Annotated in this window: 21 protein-coding genes; all 21 read right to left on the reverse strand. The window is 47.2% G+C overall.

Annotated features, from left to right (window positions below; genetic code table 11):
• Positions 1–5 precede the first annotated feature (5 nt).
• Positions 6–1187, reverse strand: a complete 1182-nt coding sequence (csaB, locus tag BS614_RS00130; RefSeq protein WP_074092518.1) for a polysaccharide pyruvyl transferase CsaB — start codon at positions 1185–1187, stop codon at positions 6–8.
• Positions 1163–3184, reverse strand: coding sequence for a DUF5693 family protein (locus BS614_RS00135; RefSeq protein WP_074092519.1), 2022 nt, complete (start codon positions 3182–3184; stop codon positions 1163–1165). Before BS614_RS00135 ends, csaB begins: the two co-directional genes overlap by 25 nt.
• 411 nt (positions 3185–3595) lie before the next feature.
• Positions 3596–5317 (reverse strand): phospho-sugar mutase, encoded by a 1722-nt coding sequence (locus BS614_RS00140; protein ID WP_074092520.1) that lies wholly within the window; start codon positions 5315–5317, stop codon positions 3596–3598.
• Between the two features lie 111 nt (positions 5318–5428).
• The gene (gene fabZ, locus BS614_RS00145) at positions 5429–5860 is read right to left on the reverse strand and encodes a 3-hydroxyacyl-ACP dehydratase FabZ (protein WP_036613058.1); all 432 of its coding nucleotides are present in this window, start codon (positions 5858–5860) and stop codon (positions 5429–5431) included.
• A gap of 488 nt (positions 5861–6348) precedes the next feature.
• Positions 6349–6573, reverse strand: a complete 225-nt coding sequence (locus BS614_RS00150; protein WP_017691949.1) for a DNA-directed RNA polymerase subunit beta — start codon at positions 6571–6573, stop codon at positions 6349–6351.
• 12 nt (positions 6574–6585) lie between these two features.
• Positions 6586–7425, reverse strand: coding sequence for a flagellar hook-basal body protein (locus BS614_RS00155; RefSeq protein WP_074092521.1), 840 nt, complete (start codon positions 7423–7425; stop codon positions 6586–6588).
• Positions 7426–7958: 533 nt separating this feature from the next.
• Complete coding sequence (locus BS614_RS00160; protein WP_074092522.1) at positions 7959–8843, reverse strand: flagellar hook-basal body protein; 885 nt, start codon at positions 8841–8843, stop codon at positions 7959–7961.
• Between the two features lie 102 nt (positions 8844–8945).
• Positions 8946–9944, reverse strand: a complete 999-nt coding sequence (mreB, locus tag BS614_RS00165; RefSeq protein ID WP_036612542.1) for a rod shape-determining protein — start codon at positions 9942–9944, stop codon at positions 8946–8948.
• Between the two features lie 219 nt (positions 9945–10163).
• Complete coding sequence (gene spoIIID, locus BS614_RS00170; RefSeq protein WP_024632710.1) at positions 10164–10451, reverse strand: sporulation transcriptional regulator SpoIIID; 288 nt, start codon at positions 10449–10451, stop codon at positions 10164–10166.
• Between the two features lie 170 nt (positions 10452–10621).
• Positions 10622–11359 carry a M23 family metallopeptidase gene (locus BS614_RS00175; protein ID WP_074092523.1) on the reverse strand — a complete coding sequence of 246 codons (738 nt, stop codon included), beginning with the start codon at positions 11357–11359 and terminating at the stop codon, positions 10622–10624.
• Positions 11360–12501: 1142 nt separating this feature from the next.
• A complete protein-coding gene (gene spoIID / locus BS614_RS00180) occupies positions 12502–13842 on the reverse strand; it encodes a stage II sporulation protein D (RefSeq protein ID WP_074092524.1) in 1341 nt (446 codons plus the stop codon).
• Between the two features lie 469 nt (positions 13843–14311).
• Positions 14312–15658: a UDP-N-acetylglucosamine 1-carboxyvinyltransferase gene (gene murA, locus BS614_RS00185; protein WP_082762960.1), complete on the reverse strand. Its 1347-nt coding sequence runs from the start codon at positions 15656–15658 to the stop codon at positions 14312–14314.
• A gap of 523 nt (positions 15659–16181) precedes the next feature.
• Positions 16182–16439 carry a DUF1146 family protein gene (locus BS614_RS00190; RefSeq protein ID WP_017691941.1) on the reverse strand — a complete coding sequence of 86 codons (258 nt, stop codon included), beginning with the start codon at positions 16437–16439 and terminating at the stop codon, positions 16182–16184.
• 606 nt (positions 16440–17045) lie between these two features.
• Positions 17046–17450, reverse strand: coding sequence for a F0F1 ATP synthase subunit epsilon (locus BS614_RS00195; RefSeq protein WP_036612555.1), 405 nt, complete (start codon positions 17448–17450; stop codon positions 17046–17048).
• Between the two features lie 62 nt (positions 17451–17512).
• Positions 17513–18916 (reverse strand): F0F1 ATP synthase subunit beta, encoded by a 1404-nt coding sequence (gene atpD, locus BS614_RS00200; protein WP_047840699.1) that lies wholly within the window; start codon positions 18914–18916, stop codon positions 17513–17515.
• Between the two features lie 95 nt (positions 18917–19011).
• Positions 19012–19884, reverse strand: a complete 873-nt coding sequence (atpG, locus tag BS614_RS00205) for an ATP synthase F1 subunit gamma (RefSeq protein WP_036612560.1) — start codon at positions 19882–19884, stop codon at positions 19012–19014.
• Positions 19885–20054: 170 nt separating this feature from the next.
• Positions 20055–21569, reverse strand: coding sequence for a F0F1 ATP synthase subunit alpha (gene atpA / locus BS614_RS00210; RefSeq protein WP_047840700.1), 1515 nt, complete (start codon positions 21567–21569; stop codon positions 20055–20057).
• Positions 21570–21585: 16 nt separating this feature from the next.
• Positions 21586–22134 (reverse strand): F0F1 ATP synthase subunit delta, encoded by a 549-nt coding sequence (locus tag BS614_RS00215; RefSeq protein ID WP_036612565.1) that lies wholly within the window; start codon positions 22132–22134, stop codon positions 21586–21588.
• Positions 22131–22619, reverse strand: coding sequence for a F0F1 ATP synthase subunit B (gene atpF, locus BS614_RS00220; RefSeq protein ID WP_036612568.1), 489 nt, complete (start codon positions 22617–22619; stop codon positions 22131–22133). Before atpF ends, BS614_RS00215 begins: the two co-directional genes overlap by 4 nt.
• A 113-nt stretch (positions 22620–22732) precedes the next feature.
• Positions 22733–22957, reverse strand: a complete 225-nt coding sequence (gene atpE / locus BS614_RS00225) for a F0F1 ATP synthase subunit C (protein WP_017691934.1) — start codon at positions 22955–22957, stop codon at positions 22733–22735.
• 78 nt (positions 22958–23035) lie between these two features.
• The gene (atpB, locus tag BS614_RS00230) at positions 23036–23854 is read right to left on the reverse strand and encodes a F0F1 ATP synthase subunit A (protein ID WP_017691933.1); all 819 of its coding nucleotides are present in this window, start codon (positions 23852–23854) and stop codon (positions 23036–23038) included.
• Between the last annotated feature and the right edge of the window lie 7 nt (positions 23855–23861).

A 23861-nucleotide genomic window follows, 5' to 3' on the forward strand; every position in this document is an offset into this window, starting at 1 on the left:
TTATCTCATCCTTTGCGGCCTAAATAGTTAATAATCTGCTGCGCAGGTACTCTGGCTTCCTGCTTCAGTTGGGTGATACCTTCTTCATGTTCCTTCAACCACTGTGAACGTTGATCCAGCAGTCCAACAACAGTCTTCGCGAGTTTGTCGCCATCGAGTGTATCCGTATTGCCTGCTGGTTCACTATCCAGGCGAAGCAGGAATTGATCAATTTTGGGATCATACGAGATGCCCACCGGAGGCACATATTGCGAAGCTGCATAAATCAGACTGTGCAGACGCATACCGATGACGAGATCACATTTGCTGACTTCCTCCAGCATAAGCTGAGGATCGGTCATATCTTCTGTGATGCTAATCTCGCTGCCTTTGCTGGTCACATCACCGAGCATTTCCATAAGGAATCGTGATGCCTGTTCATCAACCGGCAGATGAAATGGCAGAAAACGCAAGTGCACCGCTCTTTTGGAGCATAGCTTTTTCAATCCTGCTGCAATAGCCGTAAGTTCCTTTCGGTCTGACTCCCAGAAACGTACCGATACGCCGATCACAGGAAGCTTGGTATGTCCTCCAGTTGAAGGTTCCACTCGATTAGCCTGGTTAACAGCATCTGCTGAAGTAGCGCCTGCTACAGCTTTCGAATTTGTTTCAGGTAATGGCAAACCCATTACGGGGTCGGGTACAACATGGATCTGATTCCACTGTAACCCAAGCCCACGCAGGTAATCTGCAGATTGTTCATCCCGTACGGATACATAGGTGCAGGCCTTAAAAACCGATTTGATCATCGGATTAAAAATTTTACGATTCACAGGACCAATCCCCTGTGCATAGATAAACGTTGGTTTTTTCAACCACTGGGCCAGTTTGATTACACCCAGATAATAAGGAATGGATTTCAGTCCAGTTGCATCCTGCAATAGACTTCCTCCGCCACTGATTAACCCATCGCTCTCCTTGAGTGCTTCACGGACTTCCTTCAATTTCATACGATGCACGGAGCGCACACCGTACATGGCGGTTGTCGACTCGGGATCACCCGAGAGAACAATAGGTTCAATGGTTATGTTCGACCTTTGGCTTTCCTCTTCCAGCGCTGTCAAAATCGACTTTAGCACCGCTTCGTCTCCGCTATTGCGGAATCCGTAATACCCCGAGATGACTAACTTTTGAGAAGTGGTGACCATTTTTTCCAACATCCTTCCGCTACTTGCCACACACCCACAGCAATGATACCGAAGATTAAGCCAAGTCCCAATCCCATCACTCCACGAATGAGTGACAATACAGCCGGCGTATGGATATGCGCGAACGTATCCACCATGGACAACTGTCCAATCGCTGCAATAATGAGCACAAAGATGACTTTACGATATTTTAAAGCGGCGAACACGCCAACGATAAACAGCGGGTGTCCCAGCATAAATTCTTTGAATCTCGGACGTACACCGAACGTATCTTCCAACGTGGTACGAAGGAACATCTCTAATGGTGTTACTGAACCCGAGTTGCCTGTACGGCTCAAGTAATAGTACCCAACAACGGCAGCAACAAGCGCCAAAACAACCATTAACACATTAATTGGCATACGAAGCATTTCTTTAATTTTCTTAATAGAGAACGAACCTGAACCACGATAAAACACAATATAAATCGCTACCAGTGCCATAGGTGCAAAGTGCAACAGACTCACGCCGCGGAACTGGTTAATCACCAGACTGTACGTAATACTGTTAAGCAATGCGATGACAAAAGGTACCGCCAGGAATGACAGAATCGAAGTTCTTACATATAAAACTAATGTCTGTTTCAAACGACGACCCGCAGATGCGTCGGGTTGACGCTGTTGCTGATAGTTCACTGTACGAACGGCCAGCACCATCGCTATGGTCGGCGCGGCGATTGCCACAAGCAAGGCGATTCCTTGCTCCAGCAGCGTTGGTTTCAAGAGGAACAATCCTGCACTGCCCACCAGAGCAACCGCAAATGCGATCAAGGTCAGTAGTGGGATAAAATAAGAAACCATAAGTGCAATCATCGCAATTGCACCAACAAGAGCAACCAGCTTGGCATAACGCTGAATCGACGAATCCTTAACTGTAAATGCCTCAGCTTGTCCTAGCTCGAATCCATGCTTCGCCATGCGTTCTACCGCATGACCCGGCTCACCCAGGCTGTTGATCAGATTCTCAATTGGATCTGTAATCATGGCCTTTGCTGTATTCCGGCTTGGCGATGCATTCATATAGAGCATACGAATGTTACGATCCTTGGTTGCGAGAACAAAACGGTCAGCAATCGTGTCTACGTCCAGATTGGCATCTCCATCACTAAGCGAGTACAGACGCGTAACGTTGTAATCCGTTTTATAAGCAAGGGTCTCGAATCCAGACTGCGGTTTCTTCAAGTTCTCAATGGCTGCAAGACCAATATTGTGCTTGTTCAGCAACTGTGCGAATTGGTCGAGACTCTTCATCTCTGCATTATCATTGTACCCTTTCACAGCATCACCATCAAACAAGATGCGCTTTACGCCATTCTCTTCGAAGAAGGTAAGCAAGCGCTCCATTGATTCCTGGCTGTATGGCACACTGTCCGAGATCCGCGGCAAAATGTAGAAACCTTTATCACGCAGCATCTTCACGGCAACCGGATCGGGCTGCAAAGGCTGCATGTTGGCATTCTCCGGAGGAGTCTGCAATATTAAGCCGCTTCGACCTTCATATTCCCAAGGTACTACCGGAATCTGCCGATCAGCGAACGTTTGTTCAATAATAGGGGTATACGTCTGTGCGTTTTCCTCCGATGTAAATAACACATACGTGTAATTTGCATTAGAAGGGATCACATCTTTGGTCAGGTTTGCGAGATCCTGGCCGTTGTACACCATTAGTCGGCGTGTTTTTCTCAGCTCGTCCAATGTACTTTCGAACACAGCCATCGTTGTTACGCCTGCGTCTTTTAGACGAGTCAATTGTTCATTCATGAAATCTTGCGGATGTGCCTGATACGCTGAGATATCCAGCAGACCCCGATAATTGAAGACAAGCTCCACCTTTTTGGCAGAAGATTCTGTCTGCACCCGATCACTGATGACAGGGATGGACGCAACCAGACCGATAATAACGACGAGCCACAACCACTTCCGAGAAGCGTTATTCCAATAAAGCCATTTTTGACGCACTACATGTACCTCCTCAAGTGTTGGAACCAAATGCACGTTCAGCTCAAGTAATTCGTTCATTTAACATTCATACAATAGGTTACAAACAGCTTGTGTCAACAAGCCCTCTTATATGCTATATAGATTGAACTAAAGCATTATTTACACTCGCCACTTCGATGGCAGAACAACCTTCCGATCGCTGTTATCCCCCGATTTTTTTGATTCACTTTTAATAAAGGTGAAAATCTGGTGATAAAGGCGAACGTTTCACTTCTTCAGGTTATTTCTGCCCTCTACGTTCTCGTGTAAATGTTCAGTTCAATTTATATAGATCCATCTGTAATATTATTTCAAAGAAAAACCCCTCCGCCAACCAACCTTACGGTGCGGAGAGGCCTTCTCATGTTCTTGCTCATTGTTGCATTCGTATTATTGTGCGTCTACACGCGACATCACTATAGTCACCAGACGCTCGATCCGGCTTTCCGCATCTTCCAAATTCTCTCCACGCACGGCGAAGTATACTTTGATCTTCGGTTCTGTCCCAGAAGGGCGCAAGCAGAACCATGAACCGTCTGCCAAAATGAACTTCAGTACGTTCTCCTTCGGAAGACCGTCCAGACCAAGGGAGTAGTCCAGCACATCTTGTACAGCAATTCCCGCTACTTCTTGTGGTGGATTGGAACGCCAGTCCGTCATTTTGGCTTGAATCTGAGCTACGCCGTCTTTGCCTTTCAGCGTACGGGACTTCAGCTTCTCCAAGAAATATCCGAATTGGTTGTACAACTCTTGCAAAACATCATACAACGTCTTGCCTTGGCTCTTATAATACGCAGCTGCTTCAGCAATCAGCATCGAGGCAAGGACAGCATCCTTGTCACGGGCATAGTTGCCGGAAAGGTAGCCATAACTCTCTTCATATCCGAACAAGAATGTATGACTGCCTGTTGCTTCGAACTGGTTCATTTTTTCACCGATATATTTGAAGCCTGTCAGTGTGTTCATCACTTCTGCACCGTAATGTTCGGCAATGACAGCACCCATCTCACTTGTTACGATTGTTTTGACAACTGCACCGTTGCTTGGCAGTGTACCTGTCTCTTGCAGGCGACTGAGCAGGTAATGTACCATAATGGCACCAGACTGGTTACCGGACAAGACGAAATATTTGCCATCATTGTCTTTCACGACAGCACCCATACGGTCTGCATCCGGATCTGTTCCGATCAGAATGTCAGCGCCTACGGATTCTCCCAGCTTCATTGCAAGCGTAAACGCTTCGCGTTCTTCCGGGTTAGGGGATTTCACGGTAGAGAACTCAGCATCCGGCTGTTCTTGTTCGGCTACAATATGCACTTGCTCGAATCCGATCTGCTCCAACACGCGACGTACAGGGATGTTACCTGTTCCGTGAAGCGGTGTGTAAACGATTTTGAAATCACGGCCAATGCCGGATTGGATCAGTTCGCGGCTCAGACTGCGACTTGCTACGGTATCCACAAACGCTTGATCTTGGTCTTCACCCAACCAGATCAAGAGCCCCTGAGCTTCTGCTTCTTCTTGCGTCAGTTTCTTCACGTCAGCAAGGGAAGGCACTTCCTGGATGTACTGAATGACTTTTTCCGCTTCATCCGGTACCAATTGACCGCCCTCATGATTGTATACTTTGTAGCCGTTATATTCCGGTGGGTTATGGCTCGCTGTTACAACGATCCCGCCAGTTGCCTTCTGATGACGCACCGCGAATGACAACTCAGGAGTTGAACGCAGGGATGGGAACAGCTTGGCTACAATGCCGTTTCCAGCCAGTACAAGCGCAGCATCCAGTGTGAATTCAGGTGAGAAATGACGGGAATCATGAGCAATGACAACAGAAGGTTTGCCTTCTTGGTCACCATGCTGCTCAAGCAAATAACGCGCAAATCCTTGCGTTGCCCGACCTACGGTGTAACGGTTCATCCGGTTACTTCCCGCACCAATGACCCCGCGTAATCCCCCTGTACCAAACTCCAGGTTTCTGTAAAAACGTTCCTCCAGCTCTTTCGGCTGATCCTGCAAGTCACGAAGCTCCTGTTTCGTTGCTTCATCAATCGAAGCATCCTCCAACCATTGCTGCAACGTCTCTGCTGCTACTGTGCTTAACTGTTCCATTCCGATAAACCCCTTCCGTCTATATAAATTCAGGTGTGCTGAGTTACTTCAGCATCTTGCATCATTCGGTCCGTCTACGTTCCTGCATGATGTCAATGCTCACGTATGTAATCAGCTTGGGTCAGACAGTGCAAACATAATCTCGCCTTCAGCGACCACTTTGTCGTTCACTCGGGCAGTTGCTTTACCTTTACCGATAGAACCCTTGAGACGTGTAATCTCCACTTCCAGAATCAACGTATCTCCGGGCACAACTTGTCCACGGAATCGGAAGTTGTCCAGTCCCGCCAAAAAGCCGATTTTTCCTTTGTTGCCTTCCAAATTCAGAATGGCTACTGCACCAACTTGCGCCAGCGCTTCTGTAATCAGTACACCCGGCATTACCGGATACTCTGGGAAATGACCAATGAAGAAAGGTTCGTTAATGGTTACGTTTTTCAAACCAACGGCACGTTTGCCATCCTCAATCTCTAGAATCTTGTCCACCAGCAGAAACGGGGGGCGGTGCGGGATGATTTCTTGAATCTGTTTGATATCGAGCACAGTGTAATCTCCTCTCGGGATGTTTATATGAGCGTTCTTCATCATGGATTTTTCATGTGCGCATAGGTGACCGTTACGGTTACGGATCGTTCTTTCGATCGCTGTTGTTTCCTAATGTTTCTGAACTATTTTTCAGATGGATAACATTAGGAAACAAAGGCGAGCGCTTCGCTTCTTTCGAACGATTCCGTTCCCTTCACTGACTTTAGTGCGGACATGGAAAACCTGATTATGATCAAGTCGAAGCTCATATAAAAGGTTTTTAATTTTTAAATTTTGTATGGAAAGCATATTTTCGGTTAACACTAGTTATATCCTTCATGACTGCAGTAGTGAAGGTTAAGATAAGGGGTCTCTCTTCGCGATGACGAATGTCTTTCGCAGGGGAGGCCTCTTTTGTGACGTCAAACGTCATCCATCATTATACTGTTTTCAACGTCAAAAAGAAAACTCCTGCCTGCGCAGGAGTTTTCGCTTAACTCGTTACATTATGGAGCGAATACCAGATTATATACATGTTCCCATGTACTCCATTGCCATACGGAACCGATATCCTGTTTGCCCAGTACCACATATCCAGCTACCATTCCGCCAGCAAGGGCAAGAACAAGCAGGACCGGAACCAGGAACCATCTTGCGATGCGCCATCCACTCTTCTTCTTCTTGACTTCCTTTTTCTCCGGCTTACTGTTCTGCTGCTGTGTTTCTGTCATCACATTCACCTTTTACGCTCTCATATTGTTGGCAAGACCCAACATGGAATCACTTGAAGTTAGCGCCTTTGCCGCCAGCTGATATGTCCGCTGTCCTTGCATAAGCAAAGACATCTCCTGTGTCAGATCTACATTGGATTGCTCCAGAAATCCTGGACGGATCAAGGCAGCCGCTTGACGTGTAGCTGCGTTGGCGCCAAACACATCATCCTCGGTTAATCCCGCATCCATACCAAACAGGTTATCCGCATACTGTACCAGCCCCTCAGGGCGTTCAATGTCTACCACTTGCAGCTGTGCTCCAATGGTTGCGTTTGCCTCATTACCGCGTCGGATTAACAGGTTGCCATTTTCATCAAAAGCAACTTTGCTATTATTCGGTGCCGTAATACGATTGCCTTGACGATCCAAGGCAAAGTGGCCTTCGCCATTGACCATCACCATCATATCAGGTGAATTCGGAGTAGGCTTAGGTCTTGTATCAGGTACAAAATGAAATGCACCCTGACATGTCCACATTTTCTCCCCATTTGCTTCAACTGCAAACATGGCATTTCCCTCAATGGCCAGATCGGTCGGAAGGCCAGTCTCGTTCAAGGGGCCTTGAGACATATCCTTCGTTACATCTGCCAAACGAGCACCAAAACCGAGGTTATATCCCATCGGTGTGGAACGTCCATCCAGTTTGTACTTGTCCGGTTGTTGTTGAACCCGGGTCAGCACATCCTCGAAGGCCGCTTGCTTGCTCTTATAGCCTGCCGTATTCACGTTGGCAATATTATCGGAAATGACATCCAGACGCTGCTGTATCGCAGTCATGGACACCTTGGCACTAATCATGGAATTATTCATTGGTGGTATACCCTCCCTTGTGTCCTGTCCACCCTCCCAAACCCTCCCTTGTAGGGAGGGCCCCAGATGGCGCTGCCCTCTGGACTCCCGAAACAGGCGGATTAGGTAAGTGGGGTACGATCTTGCTAAGTGACGGTGGTGTGTGTGCGCCGCGACTGCCGTGCTATGATTCCCGCCATAGTTTCACATGGCTGAATCATAGCACAGCACGCTCTTTATGCGGCGTGTAGCTCCGCGGGGTCTCTTCCTTGCTTTGCTTCGCAAAGGGCTGTCGAGACCGTCGCTGCGCTCAGGTACTGCTACGCATTCCCTCGCATAGGCTCGGCTGCGTCTAGGCTCTTGCGCTCCGCGGGGTCTCTCCTTGCTTTGCTCCGCAAAGGGCTGTCGGGACCGTCGCTGCGCTTAGGTACTGCCACGTAATCCTCGCATAGGCTCGGATGCGTTTAGGCTCTTGCGCTTGACGTGAGCCTCTCTGCTTTGCTACGCAAAGGGCGTTTGGCTCTCCGCTGCGCGGTTATATTTAAACGTCGGCGTTATACACGCCCGACTTCATTGACGGCTTTATCCAGACTGCGGTCGTAGAATTGTACGACCTTCTGGTTGGCTTCATACGCCCGGAATGCGGCGTTCATATCAACCGTTGCCTGTGAGGCATCCACATTGGAACCTTCCAGGTAACCCTGACGGATCTGCACATTATCACCAGCTGCCATCACCCGGGACGTTGCCCCGTTTGCATCGCTGAGACTGAAGTTGCCATTACCTTGACGAACCAGTTGATTCGGCTGGTCAATGACACTAATGCCAAGAGTAACCCCTGTTGGTGCACCCGTTGCTGCATCTACCAAACGGCCTTGCTCATCCACTTTAAATTGCTCCACAGAACCTGTCAACACTACAGGTTGTCCATTATTATCCAACACTTGTGAGCCTGTTGAACTCAGCAATTGTCCCGTTCCAGTAATCTCGAAGTGACCATCGCGTGTATATCCGGTGTTACCTTCTGCATCCTGAACTGTAAAATACGCCTGAGGCTGGTAAGTCACCGTGCCGTCGGCCCGTACAAATTTGCCTGATGCGTCAAACGGGACAGGTTGTCCAGTCTGCGGATCATTGACAGTCATATTGGATGAAATGGAAAAATCATTTTTCTGCCCAGTCTCCATAATGGTCCCCTGCAAATTCATGGACAAACTCTCTTCCGCGAACACCCCCGTGTTCAGCTTGCCCAGCCGCTTTGTTGGAAGATTTGCATCTCCGCCTACCAAAGTAATGAGCATTTCCGGGAAGGAACGGCTTACGCTGTTCACTTGTTTATATCCCGTGGTGTTCATATTTACGATATTCTGTGTTGCTGTGTCATGGCGGCGTTGTTGCGTAATCATTCCCGCAGTAGCGGTGTACAGACCTCTTAACATGAATTAACCCCTCTCCTCAAGCGCTTGACCTGCATCACAGGTTGGCTGCTTGTCCGTTCTGCTTTCCGAGCATGGCGAACCTTTGCTATTTATATCGGCAGATTAGAACTTTTTCTTAACCACCTGATCCAAATTATTAAGCATTATGCCTGTCCCCTTCACGACACAGTGCATTGGATCTTCCGCAACCCATACCGGTACATGCAATTCATTGGACAAAAGCTCGTCCAGTCCGTTCAGCAATGCACCTCCGCCAGTCAATACAACACCACGGTCGATAATGTCCGCTGACAATTCAGGCGGTGTACGTTCCAATACCGATTTGGCTGCCACGATGATGGATTGTACGGAATCCCAAAGCGCTTCCTGTACTTCATTTCCCGATATCGTTACGGTAACAGGCAGGCCGGATACCATATCGCGTCCGCGAATGTCCATCTCTGTTTGATGTCCACCCGGATGTACGGTACCAATCGCAATTTTGATGTCTTCAGCGGTCCGTTCACCGATCATGAGCTTGTACTTGGCTTTGATAAACTTGATAATGGCTTCGTCGAACTTGTCCCCTGCGACTTTAATAGAAGAGGCGGTGACCACGTCGCCCATAGAAAGGACTGCAACGTCAGTCGTACCGCCGCCGATATCCACGACCATATTGCCGCTCGGCTGAAAAATATCCATTCCCGCACCGATCGCTGCCGCTTTCGGCTCTTCTTCCAGAAACACTTCTTTGGCACCACTGCGTTCTGCCGCCTCACGGATGGCCTTCTGCTCCACGGAAGTAATGTTCGTTGGTGCACAGATCAGAATTCGAGGGTGGCTGTACCAGCTTCTTGCACCCACACGATTAATGAAATGTCTGAGCATCGCTTCTGTAATCTCGAAGTCCGCAATAACGCCGTCACGCAGCGGTCTAATGGCAACAATGTTACCTGGAGTACGCCCCACCATACGACGCGCTTCTTCCCCAACAGCAAGGACACGCTTCGTATCTCTTTCAATGGTCACGACGGAAGGTTCATCGAGGACAACCCCACTTCCTTTCACGTGAATAAGCACGTTCGCCGTGCCAAGATCAATACCGATATCCTTGCTAAACATAAAAGAGCCCCCAAAGTGATATTATTTGGTCAGCGTATCCTGTGAAAAAGAGTCCCTTATCACGTCACCGCTCGTTCGACAAAGTGCAACATATATATGTAAAAATCGGGCTGATAAGATGTCATAATTCGATCCTGTACCAGCTTTTAACATATCATACTTCAGGGGAGGGATTCAATGCATGTGTGAGCTTTTTGGCCTACGTCTTTGTGAAGATGCTTACGATTTGGCGGAAGCCAACACCTCACGTTTCTTGCCACTCGTTTTTTTGTATTTAATTTTGGTCGCTTCACCGCCCCGCAAATGGCGGATGGACTTGTGATACTCCAAAATGTGTTTCACCTGGTCAGCAAGATCAGGGTTGATTTCTGGCAGACGCTCCGTCAGATCCTTATGCACAGTACTCTTTGACACGCCGAATTCTTTGGCTATGGTACGGACCGTATTCCTCGTCTCAACAATGCAGCGACCAATTTTGATGGTCCGTTCCTTGATGTAATCGTGCACGCTCCCGCCTCCCTACTGTGTGGATAGTTTGGTACATTATATGAGGAGCATGCCTATATATTCGCGGTTTAGAGGTGTGACAAGCTTCGAAGGTCCCATTATTTTCTGAAAAGCACAAAAAGAGCAGAGGTTTAACCCTCTGCCCGTCATGTTGCTGCGGTAAAATTCATTTATTTTTCCGGAAGATATCCTTGCGGGTTAACTGGCTGTCCGTCTTCGTACACTTCAAAGTGAAGGTGATTGCCAAGCGTTTTACCCAATTCATTCACGCCAGCGGATGCAATCGCATCTCCCTGTTTCACTTCGTCGTCCTGTTTCACTTTGACGTCTGCCAAGCTTTGGTATACCGTCTTCAGGTTATCGCTGTGTGTGATTTCCACAACTTGACCTGTGAGCGGATTTTGCTCAACCCGGGTAACTTTACCGGCAAGCGCTGCTTTGACTTCAAACGTTTTGTTATCCCCACGTGCCAGATCCACACCCGTGTTCGGGATGAATGTATCATTGTACTGCACCATTGCCGCTTCATGTTCCTCGGTTGAAGCTTCGCTATCATAGAAAGGTTTCACTACCGAAATTTCGGACGGTACCGCTACCGGCCATACAAAATTCTCCGACTTTGCAACAACTTCCACACTTTCTTCTTCTCCGCCTACTGTTCCTTCTGTACCCGCCGATGCACCTGTTTCTACTACCCCGCTAGCAGGGTCCGAGTTTAGCGTTTTGTCGCCTGTGCCCTGATAGACCCACACTAAGGTTAGTATAATGCCTGCTGCTGCGATGTAGGCTGCCGGGAAGACCCAGCGTTTGGACATTGCTCTTTTCCATGAAGAGGGCTGGCTAGCCGGTACTCCTTGAGTTGTTTTAGGAGTTTCTTCTTGGTTTGTTTTTTTGTTTTGTTCATTCATGTTAATCACCTCAGTAACAAGTGTTACCGGGTGCAACTCTTTTATACACGCGCGACTCTAATTATTTTCACGGAGGTTTCAGAGAGTGCTATATATGTTGGAGATGAGTGTTAGTTCGTGCGCCGCTTCGGGGCCAGAAAACCTTTCGACCGCTGGTTACTACCAGATTTCTTCTATCACCTTCTTCAAAGGTGAAATCCGGTAGTAAAGGCGGACACTTTGTTTCTACAGTTCTTTTCTGTCCCCTGCGCTCCCCATACGGCTAGCACTCTTCGCATATATAGCCGAATCTCGAAAGCTCCGGAATGGTGAAATCCGGTAGTAAAGGCGGACACTTTGTTTCTACAGTTCTTTTCTGTCCCCTGCGCTCCCCATACGGCTAGCACTCTTCGCATATATAGCCGAATCTCGAAAGCTCCGGAATGGGTGTTGGTAGACTGGTCCGGATTGGCTGTAGGGGTCAATCTTTCTATGAAGTGCATTTATCGGTGAGAGAAAGGATATAGGATGTGACTGGATAATGCAGATTTAAACCACCCAGGTTCTTTGAAAGTGAGATGTGAGATTAGAGATAGACAAAGCGCGCCAATACTGAATGTTCCATCTAACATCTTGATTTAAAAGAAACTGGATCATGAATGGTTACATTATAGTTAGAAGTTGCTTGGTAGACAGGGAACATAAATCAATTTTTTAACCTTAGGGCTTGGAAACTTGATTTCAACGTTTTGGTTCTGGTTCGGCTTGCTTATTGCGAATGAGCATGTAGTGAGTGGCAGTATCCACCATTTTGTTAGTGATTAGAATAATAAAATATTTCTAACGAACTCAGACGGTCTTATTGGCGGGGAAATCCCTGCTTAGGAATTCTAAAGAACCCTAGACACGCTAATTACTCTTTTGGGCGCTATTATCGGATCAGTTCGGTGGTATATCGTGATATAACGTGTCTGAGGTTCGTTAGAATTTCCATTCGTCTTGATAACGCCCAATAAGGTCTGTCAGATTCGTTAGCGCGACTGGTATATGGGGAGTCTGATGAGTTCCAAACCTAGACTGCTCATCCCCATACATTTGCATAGATTCGCACGTATTCCTACCCATTCGAATTATCTCGCTTTATCCATCCGTGTTCATCTCTCCTACTTCGATGCAAGCATCTTGGATGCCTGTCCGAATGAAATGCCGGTATAGTAGTGTTTGAGAATTTGGGTGGCCGTGTGTCCCTCCTGCGCCATGCCGTTTGCTCCCCATTGGCTCATGCCAACCCCATGACCGTAACCGTACGTTGTAATCTGGATTTCGTCACCTGTGGTCTTCCAACTGAACTGGCTGGATCTTAATCCAAGCAGTTTACGAACTTCGGGTCCGCTGAATGTCTCACCTGCGATCTGCATTTCCTTAATCCGATGTCCTTTGGTTGTAGACAATACTTCCATCCACGATCCACCCTTCTGGGCGGTAACCGGAATAGCATCCAAGTTTAACTTCTGCAGAATATCATTACGCTTCATGGTGACGGTCTGCTTGAATCCTGGTGCCAGGTTTTTGTCCCACGGACTGTCTACACTTTGCAGATACGGCACGGCGTTCCCCCATACATCCTCAGCATTCTCGGTATACCCATTACTTGTGGAAAAAAAAGATGCGGTGATTGCCTTGCCCTGATATGTCATCACTGTATCTCGACTTTCGCGTACAGCCTGTTGCAGCTTCTCCCATTCCTTTGCCTTCCCTAGACGCGTCCAATCCGCTTTCACCTGATCAGGCGGAATAAACACCTGATGGCTGACCGTATCCGTCACATCCGCCGCACCCGATGGAACACCACTTGTATCACTCGCAGCTAACCTACGCACGATAAATGTACGAGCTGCTATTGCCTGCGCCTTTAACGCCTCCAGTCTGAATTCCGCAGGCATCTCAGCTGCCACCACCCCGGTAACATAGTCTTCCAGTGGCAGATTCATCGTTGTGCCCGTTGCAGACAGGTATACGCGTACTTTAGGTTCAGGGTAGGTAACAGGAACGGCTGGCGCAGGAGCTCGGGTTCTTGAACTGCTTGAATCTGTTGGAGCAGGGATCGGCTTTGGTGATTCACTTGTCCGTGGCCACACCAGAATTACCGGAATCAGCAGCGCCATTGCCAATAAGGCAGATACAGCGGCAGCAGGTTGCCATCGCGTCGTATTGCGTCCCCATCGGGGTTTTCGTCCAAATGTCCGCATTCGGCGACGCTTCACACGGCGGAACTGGTCCAGCTCAATAACAGGTATATGAATGTGCTCGGTTGTCTGTCGGTTCAGCTCATCAGTCGACACCCGTCCTGGATTGGATAATCTTGCAGGCTGTGATGGAACAGTCCTCGGGTTCGATGGTGCAGGCTTGTCTTTTTCCACTCCAGAAACGGTATTTCCCTCCGGCTCTTGCATACCTGGACGAGGGACAAGGGGTACCTTTACCTGTACACGAGCTTCTTTCATTCGAATATAACCCTCCGTTATCTATGGCCGGTCATGTGCCGGTCGTGATGTTCAAATCCATAGTTTAGGTTATGAGCTGGCTTGATCTGATAGAACCTGATTTGAGAGAAACGAGGCCCTTTTCGTTCTGTTCAATTTCTTGTTTTCTTTTGCTATATACATCTTAGAAACGTTGATCCGTCGCTGAATACCGATGTTTAGCTGGATCCGACACCCTATATAAAGTACGCTCTTTCATTTGGTTCAGAATCGGTACAGAATACGATGTTATGCTATACAAGTTAGGACCAGCTATTAATAGAATCAGGTATCAAACATCTCGTCATCTTCTTAAAAGTAAACACAAAAAAAGCCAAGCCAGATGGCTTAGCTTTATCATTTTTTACAATATACGTTCCATCGCATTCATAATCCACACAACCGTGTGACTCATAATAGAGGGACCATATTTTTTCTATTCAAACCAGTGTTAAGCCAAAGTTGGTTGCACCTTAAACATCGGTACTTCTTTCTCCACTTTTTCACTAGGTGCTTTGGTTGCTTCCAGCTTAGGCTCATCAACCGAGATCCGATAGATGTCAGCGCCAAGTCCGTTAAGCTTCTCAGCGAGATGTACATAGCCACGGTCGATGTGATGAACACCGCCCACTTCCGTTGTACCTTCAGCAACAAGACCTGCAATAATGAGTGCGGCACCCGCACGCAAATCGGTAGCCGTTACTTTGGCACCCTTCAGTTTGGCATTACCTGTGATGATGGACGAACGTCCTTCAACTTTGATCTCCGCATTCATCAATTGGAACTCATCCACATGCATGAATCGGTTTTCAAAAACAGTCTCTGTCACGACACTTGTTCCTTCAGATGCAAGCAAGAGTGCCATCATCTGGGATTGCATATCGGTCGGGAATCCTGGGTATGGTAATGTTTTTACATCCACAGCTTTAAGAGGGCGATCTGCGATTACACGCACGCCATTCTCATCCGGTTGGATTGTAACACCCATCTCTTCAAGCTTCGCGATAACGGAGCCTAAATGATCAGAGATTGCACCTTCAATGTACACGTCACCACCAGAAATTGCAGCAGCAGCCATATACGTACCAGCTTCTACCCGATCCGGAATAACGGTGTGTGTAACACCTGTCAGTTTCTCCACACCTTCAATGCGGATCACTCCAGTACCAGCACCACGTACGATGGCACCCATTCCATTCAGGAAGTTGGCAAGATCCACAATCTCAGGTTCTTTCGCCGCGTTCTCCAGAACAGTTACACCTTCGGCCAATGTTGCAGCCATCATAATATTTTGAGTGGCACCTACGGAAGCCACATCCAGATAAATTTTCGCGCCACGCAACCGACCTTGGCTACGAGCTTCGATATAACCTTGGCCCAAGCTGATCTCTGCGCCCATGGCTTCAAAACCTTTCAAATGCTGATCAATAGGCCGTGTACCGATGGCACATCCACCAGGAAGTGAGATTCTTGTATGACCCATACGAGTCAACAAAGGCCCCATGACCAGGAAAGACGCCCGCATTTTACTTACCCATTCATACGGGGCTTCACAGGAAGTAAGTTTCTCCGCATTTACGGTAATCACTTCGTCCCGGTATGTAACTCCCGCTCCCAGCGATTCCAACACCTTGTTAATCGTCATCACATCGTCTAGAGGAGGCGCGTCAATAATAACGCTTTGTCCTTCTTCCCCTAAGAGAGAGGCAGCGATGATCGGAAGAACAGAATTTTTAGCGCCGCTAACTTTGACACTTCCGGTCAACCTTTTGCCACCGCGGACGATAAATTTGCTCATCATGGTTCCCTCCGCGCTTTTATTCCCTTTTCTTCATTCCGGAATACGTAAGCCCCACTGTGTGTAAAAAGGACTGTTGCTGTGTGTGGAATTTCGACATATTCTGGCATATTGCCACAGATGTCTGTTCAGAAAAGAATTGGTTTTTTATAATCCATATCAATGATACCATGTGCCGTGCATCTTGCTATTCAGCATGTAAAATCTGTGTTTTACAAGCCAGCAGAGCATCAGAACTGACAGAGTGGGATGGTTATTAGCCGACATGAGCCGGATATCCCGTTTATAACTACAAAATAAGTGAACAATTGTGAATTCCCTAACTTCCATCATAACATTGTTGAATTGTACGATACAAGCATTTTTACATAAAACATCTCAAATTCATCCAATTTTACGTCACATTTTTTTCTTAATTTCTTTACCGACAACTCATACTCTAATTGTTAACACAATTAATCGATGTTATTCGACAATGAGCAGCTTGAAGAACCTAACAGATGATTAACCAACCATCTCAACATTAAAACAAATTACGCAACATTTGAGTCCAGGACAAGTAGTCAATGACAAAGCCAGCAACGGCATGCCCCAAAATGATGGCGAGCAACAAATGCAACAGTCTTCCCTGAGCACCTCGTGGTTGCCTGATGATTAAATCCAGTTTGAGATTTGTTAAAGCCCACCAAGACAACGCTATGCATAACAGGGAGACGATGATTGAGACCAAGCCATTGGTGCTTAGCGCCTGGTTCACCTGATTCGTCAGATCAGTATCCATATATTCTTTACCTCCACATTTGTTGCAGCGATCAGCATATCATATGCCCGGCACCCATAACTTGTTAGTATACCGGAATGTCTTAAGCACAACATACTGAGCGTACTGTCAGATTTACTCCTGCCAGGCAGGAATCTCCTGATGCCCAATCACCGAGCAGCAACAATGCGGCTGTGCATGACTATGGAATCTACTACGCAGCTTCCTGCTTCTGCTGACTCTATGGAATATAGGCTCTTTCATCATACATTGTCAATTACATTGATTTCCACTTCTAAAATATTTTAATTTTAAAATGCCGGGATTTTGTGTCTAAAACGACATAAAAGAGCGCTATTTCGATATCGATTCTGTCATTTCCTCGGAAATAATTTAAATATACTCATGAAAAAAATGGTTCTCTTAGTGGTAAATGCGCCCACTACTTTAGTCCTACATTCTATTCAAATCCTCATAATCGGTGAATATTTTGCTTAAAATACTTCTGTTTACTGAAGGGATAGGATGGATCTGTGGTCAACCATTTTGATATATTCGATAAAACAATTCTATCAAACAAACTCAAAAAAGCCCGGCAGACTAAGCCGCCAGGCTTCCAAGAATCGTTTATTTGCCGAACACATTAATCCGGTTAACCGCTTTTTGCAGCGCAATCTCTGCACGACGGTGATCAAAGTGGTCCTGATTGCTTTGGCTTGCAAGCCGACGTTCTGCCCGCTCTTTCGCCGCACGCGCACGATCCACATCAATGCTTTCCGGGAATTCAGCACTCTCTGCGAGTACAACAACCTTATCTTTACGAACTTCGATAAATCCGCCACCGATAGCAACTCGTTTATTTTCTTTTCCGTTATGGATATAGATTGGTGCAATCTGCAAAGGTGTAACCATAGGAATATGACCTGGCAGAATGCCCAGTTCCCCTTCAATACCACGAGCCGTAATGCTATTCACCTGTTCTGAATAGACCAAACGCTCGGGTGTTACGATTTCCAACAAAAAGGTGCTCAATTCCATCCCTCCTGAAATATCCGAAGGATAGCCCGCTTCATAAGGACAATCCTGGATTCAGACTAAACCAGTGTTTTGGCTTTCTCCACTGCCTCTTCAATTGTACCAACAAAGAGGAAAGCTGCTTCCGGAAGATCATCATACTTACCTTCGAGAATCTCTTTAAAGCTGCGCACCGTTTCTTTAACTGGAACGTATTTACCCGGAATACCGTTAAATGCTTCAGCAACGTGGAAAGGCTGGGACAAGAAACGTTGGATTTTACGAGCACGGTATACAAGCGCTCTATCTTCTTCACTCAGCTCGTCCATACCCAGGATTGCAATGATATCTTGCAATTCATTGTAACGTGCCAAGATACGTTTAACGCCTTGAGCTACGCTGTAGTGTTCTTCACCTACAACTTCAGGGGACAAGATCCGGGAGCTGGAAGCCAGTGGATCTACCGCAGGGTAGATACCCATCTCGGAAATTTTACGCTCCAAGTTCGTCGTTGCATCCAAGTGGGCAAACGTCGTTGCAGGAGCCGGGTCAGTGTAGTCATCCGCAGGCACGTAGATGGCCTGGATGGATGTTACAGAACCTTTTTTCGTTGATGTGATACGTTCTTGCAGTTGACCCATTTCTGTTGCCAGCGTAGGTTGGTAACCTACCGCGGAAGGCATACGTCCAAGCAAGGCAGATACTTCTGAACCCGCTTGGGTGAAACGGAAGATATTATCGATAAAGAGCAACACGTCACGGCCTTCTTCATCACGGAAGTATTCCGCCATCGTCAGACCTGTGAGGGCTACACGAAGACGTGCGCCTGGAGGCTCGTTCATTTGTCCGAAGACCATTGCTGTTTTGTTGATAACGCCGGAATCACTCATCTCGTGATACAAGTCATTACCTTCACGTGTACGCTCACCAACACCCGCAAATACGGAGATACCGCCGTGCTCTTGTGCGATGTTGTTGATCAATTCCTGAATGGTTACCGTCTTACCTACACCGGCACCACCGAAGAGACCGATTTTACCACCTTTAGCGTAAGGAGCAAGCAAGTCGATAACTTTGATTCCTGTCTCCAGCATTTCTGCTTGGGTAGTCAGTTCATCAAATGCAGGTGCTGAACGGTGAATCGGGTTCTTGTGCTCAGCAGCTACGGCACCGCCAGTATCAATTGCTTCGCCGAGTACGTTAAATACACGACCCAGTGTTGCTTCTCCGACGGGTACAGAGATTGGTGCTCCTGTATCTAAAGCTTCCATACCACGAACAAGTCCATCCGTGGAGGACATCGCAATACAACGTACTCGGTTGTCACCCAGATGTTTCGAAGCTTCGAGTGTAAGGTTTACACTAACGCCGCTCTCACTTACTGTAGTGATCGTAATGGCATTGAGGATTTCCGGCAGACCGCCGCGATCAAACTCGACGTCAACAACCGGACCCATGATGCTCACAACGCGTCCTTTGTTCATCTTAACGTTCCCCTCCTACAAGCCTGCTACTTTTGCAAAAATAATGTACCGTTCGTTTATCTTTGCTCTGCAAGCCTTCATTAATAAAAAAACGGTTAGCCTTGTGCTGCGTTGGCACCTGCCACAATTTCCGTAATCTCCTGCGTAATCGCCGCTTGACGGGCACGGTTGTATGTCAATGACAAGTCGTTAATGAGTTTGGATGCATTTTTGGTTGCATTACCCATTGCCGTCATTTTCGCGCCGAGCTCACTTGCCTTACCGTTCAGAAGTGCACCATAGATCAGCGTTTCCGCGTAACGCGGAAGCAGAACCTCCAGTACAGCTTCAGCAGACGGCTCGTATTCGTAGCTTGCCGTTGGTCCTTCCGCAGCAGTTACCTCAGGTGTTTCCATCGGAAGAAGTTTTTCTACCGTAGGAATCTGGGTCAACGCATTCACAAAGCGGTTATAACAAATGTACAATTCATCAAATTCAGCCAGTTCAAACCCATGAACAGCTTCGTGTGCGATGGATTTGATGTCTGCAAATGAAGGCGAATCCGACAGATCCGTTGTTGTGGATGCCATCGCAATTTCACGACGTCTGAAGTAATCGCGTCCTTTACGTCCAATGACGAACAATTCGTAGTCATCTTGGGAGTTGTGGCGTTCTTTGAGCGTCTGATTAACCTGACGCAAAACGTTCGCATTGTATCCACCTGCAAGACCACGGTCCGATGTAATGATCAGGTAAGCTGTCTTTTTGACCGGACGGCTCTCCAGCATCGGATGCTGTATACCTTGCGTGCTTGATGCAATACTAGCTACAACTTCTTTCAGTTTCTCCGAATAAGGACGGGCTGCTTCCGCTTTTTCCTGCGCTTTACGCAGTTTTGCAGCAGCTACCATCTCCATTGCTTTGGTGATCTGCTTGGTGCTTTGTACGCTTTTAATTTGCCGCTTAATTTCGCGCATGCCTTTTGCCATGATTTCACCACCTCAAAACTTTGACAGAGTCAAAGTTACTTCGTAAGCATCACCACTAGTTTTGACAAAGTCAAAACTACATCGTAAGCATCATCTTTTTTGACAGAGTCAAAGTATTACATGCAGACATGCGGAATCGGTTAGACAACTCCGCACCTGCAATCATTTATTTAGACAGAGACAGCAAAGCTCTTTCTGAACTTCTCAATTGCACCTTTCAGTGCATTTTCGTTGTCTGCAGTCAATTCTTTAGTATCACGGATGGATGCAAGAATCTCCGGATGGCTACTCTCCATGAACGCGAGGAACTCACGCTCGAAACGAGTAACATCACCTGTTGGAATCTCATCCAGGAATCCTTTAACCGCAGTGTACAAGCTGACAACCTGTTGTTCTACAGGCAGAGGCTGGTTAACACCTTGCTTCAGGATTTCCATCATACGCGCACCACGATTCAGGCGGGCCTGAGTCGCTTTATCCAGATCGGAACCAAACTGGGAGAACGCTTGAAGCTCACGATATTGAGCGAGGTCGAGACGCAGGGAACCTGCAACCTTTTTCATCGCTTTGATCTGAGCAGAACCACCGACACGGGATACGGAAATACCTACGTTGATGGCCGGACGTTGTCCAGCATTGAACAAGTCAGCTTCCAGGAAGATTTGTCCGTCCGTGATGGAGATTACGTTCGTTGGGATGTATGCAGATACGTCGGAAGCTTGTGTTTCAATAAACGGAAGTGCGGTTAAAGAACCACCACCAAGTTCATCATTCAGCTTCGCAGCACGCTCCAGCAAACGGGAGTGCAGGTAGAAGACGTCACCCGGATAAGCCTCACGGCCCGGTGGACGACGAAGCAACAAGGAAAGCTCACGATATGCAGAGGCTTGTTTGGTCAAGTCATCATAGATAACCAGAACGTGCTCGCCTTTGTACATGAAGTACTCCCCCATCGAACAACCGGAATACGGTGCGATGTACAAGAGTGGTGATGGATCGGAAGCTGCTGCAGTTACAACGATTGTGTACTCCATTGCGCCTTTACGACGAAGAGTTTCCACAACTTGAGCAACCGTAGACTGTTTCTGACCAATAGCCACATAGATACACTTCATGCCGCTACCTTTTTGGTTCAGGATCGCATCAATCGCGATGGATGTTTTACCTGTTTGACGGTCACCGATGATCAACTCACGTTGTCCACGACCGATTGGAACCATTGCATCAATGGCTTTGATCCCTGTTTGCATCGGCTCATGAACCGATTTACGATCCATTACGCCTGGTGCTTTACCTTCAACCGGACGGAATTCCGTTGTAGCGATTGGCCCTTTGCCATCTACAGGAATACCGAGCGGGTTCACAACGCGTCCAATCAATGCTTCGCCTACAGGCACTTGCATGATTTGACCAGTACGTTTCACTTGGTCACCTTCACGAATATCGTAGTAAGGTCCCAGGATAACGACACCGACATTGCTTTCTTCGACGTTCATGGCGAGTCCCATAACACCGCTTGGGAATTCAACCAACTCGTTGGACATGACGTTCTCAAGTCCGTAAACACGAGCGATACCATCACCAACCTCGATTACCGTTCCGACTTCGACTACATCGATATCGGTCTTGTATTGTTCGATTTGGCTCTTAATTAATGTACTGATTTCTTCTGGTTTGATACTCAAGTGTCCTCACCCCAATCTACTGTACTCGTCTGTTAAAAGACTGCTCAAGACGTTCGAGCTTGCCAGCCAAGCTGCCGTCATAGATCGTATCGCCAATGGCGACTTTCAATCCGCCCAGCAGAGTCGGATCAACAATGTTCTCGATACGAATCTTTTTATTCACACGGCCACCGAATTCACGGGCTACCGCTTCTTTTTCTTCATCATTCAACGCATAAGTCGAGTAGACACGCGCATCAGCGATGCCCAGCGACTCACCTTGGATCTTCCGATAATCATTCAGCAAGTCTCCCAGCAATTCAACGCGTCCGCGCTCAATCAACAACAAGACTGTACGAAGGACTGAATCGGATACCTTGCCATCAAGACTTGAGTGAATTACGTTCTGCTTTGCTTCATCAGAAATGTTAGGGGATACGATAAACTTCTCGATATCTGCATCTCCGGTCAATGCACTGACTACTGCAACCAGTTCCTGTTCAACCTCAAGCACCTGCTGTTGCTGAAGAGCAACTTCGAACAATGCTTTCGCATAACGCTTGGCAACTATCGTATCGCGGCTCATTGTCGGCCTCCTACCTCATTGAGGTATTGGTTCACAAGCTCTTCTTGTGCAGGACCGTTCTCAACTTCTTTTTTGATCAACTTGGATGCAATCTGAACGGAAGCTGTACCCAGTTCGCTGCGAAGTGCTGCGACTGCTTTGTTCTTCTCGCTCTCGATTTCGCGTACTGCATCGTCTTTCAGACGATTAGCTTCAGCTTTTGCATCAGCCAAAATCGATTCAGCTTGTTTGCCACCTGTTTGTTTGGACTGTTCAATGATGTCGTAAGCATCTTGACGTGCTTGTTCAAGAGCTTGTTTTTGTTCCTCCACATAGGCAATGGCCTGTTCCCGAGTCTGTGCAGCCTCATTCATCTGCGTCATCACGAGTTCACGACGTTTTTCCATAATGGAGAACAAAGGCCCGAAGGCATAACGGCTAAGCAGCCAATATAAAATTGCAAATGCAACAATCGCAAGAAGCGTATTTTCCCATATGAAACTCAATCTGTTCACTCCTTCCTGGAGGTATCCTTGAAACGTCATCCGTTAGAACGGACATTACCTAAAAAGAAGGCGCGGATGGCTATGGCCTTCCCCGCCAAACCTTTAAAATTTGATTAAGCCATACCGTAGAACATGAACGCGAGTACCACACCGATGATCGGCAATACCTCGATCAAACCTACACCGATAAACATTGTTGTTTGAAGAGTGGATTTTGCTTCCGGTTGACGGGCAATACCTTCCACCGTTTTGCTGATTACCATACCGTTACCAATACCTGCGCCAAACGCGCCCAGTCCTGCAACAATTGCTGCTGCGATTAATGCCATTGCTCCCATTTGTATATCCTCCTTAAAATGATAAATCGAATTTTTTATTGTTCAGCCTGGTGAAGAAATCTTCGTAGGGCTTGAAACTTAATGCTCGTCATGCGTCTCGATGCTCTGTGAAATGTACACCATCATCAAGATAACAAACACAAATGCCTGGATCGCGCCGATAAAGATACTAAAGCCTTGCCACACCATAAGTAGCGGAATCGCTGCAATAGCACCAAACACTTTGAATGTGGTCAGTTTCAGGATCGTTGCGATCAGTACCTCACCCGCGAAGATATTCGCGAATAGACGCATACCGTGTGTCAACAGCTTGGATGCCGTCTCAATCAAGTTGATTGGCAAGAACAAGGCGAATGGCTTGAAGTAATGCTGGAGATATCCTTTTGTGTTACGGAACAATCCAAGTCCATGAGATACAAGGAACGCTACAAGAGCTAGTCCCATCGTTACAGACAAGTCGGCTGTTGGTGATTTCCACCAGGCCAGTTCAACGTGTGGGTGTGCTTCAGGGTCCTTGGCATGCGCTTTTTCAAACGCCTCCACCGCTGTAACAATCGGCTTACCGAATACCTGTGCCTGATTAACATCTGTTACCTCAGATACAGCCACGAGCGGAAGGCCGAGCATGTTTCCTACAAAAATGAACATAATCATGGAAAGAGCGAGAGAGATAAAATGTTTACCTTTCTTCATATCCATTGTGCTGGAAATCAGATTGCGGACGAATTCTACTGCCCACTCCATAAAATTTTGCAGCTTGCCGGGATTTTCAACGGATAATCTCCGTGTTGCCAGTACAGCAAAAATAAAAACAATTGCACCTGTAACTACCAGCATCAACAGAACCGATAGATCCAGTCGAAATCCGCCAAGCATAATAATTGGAGCTTCATGCATATTTTTC

It is taken from the genome of Paenibacillus xylanexedens, assembly GCF_001908275.1.
Taxonomy (GTDB): Bacteria; Bacillota; Bacilli; order Paenibacillales; family Paenibacillaceae; genus Paenibacillus; species Paenibacillus xylanexedens_A.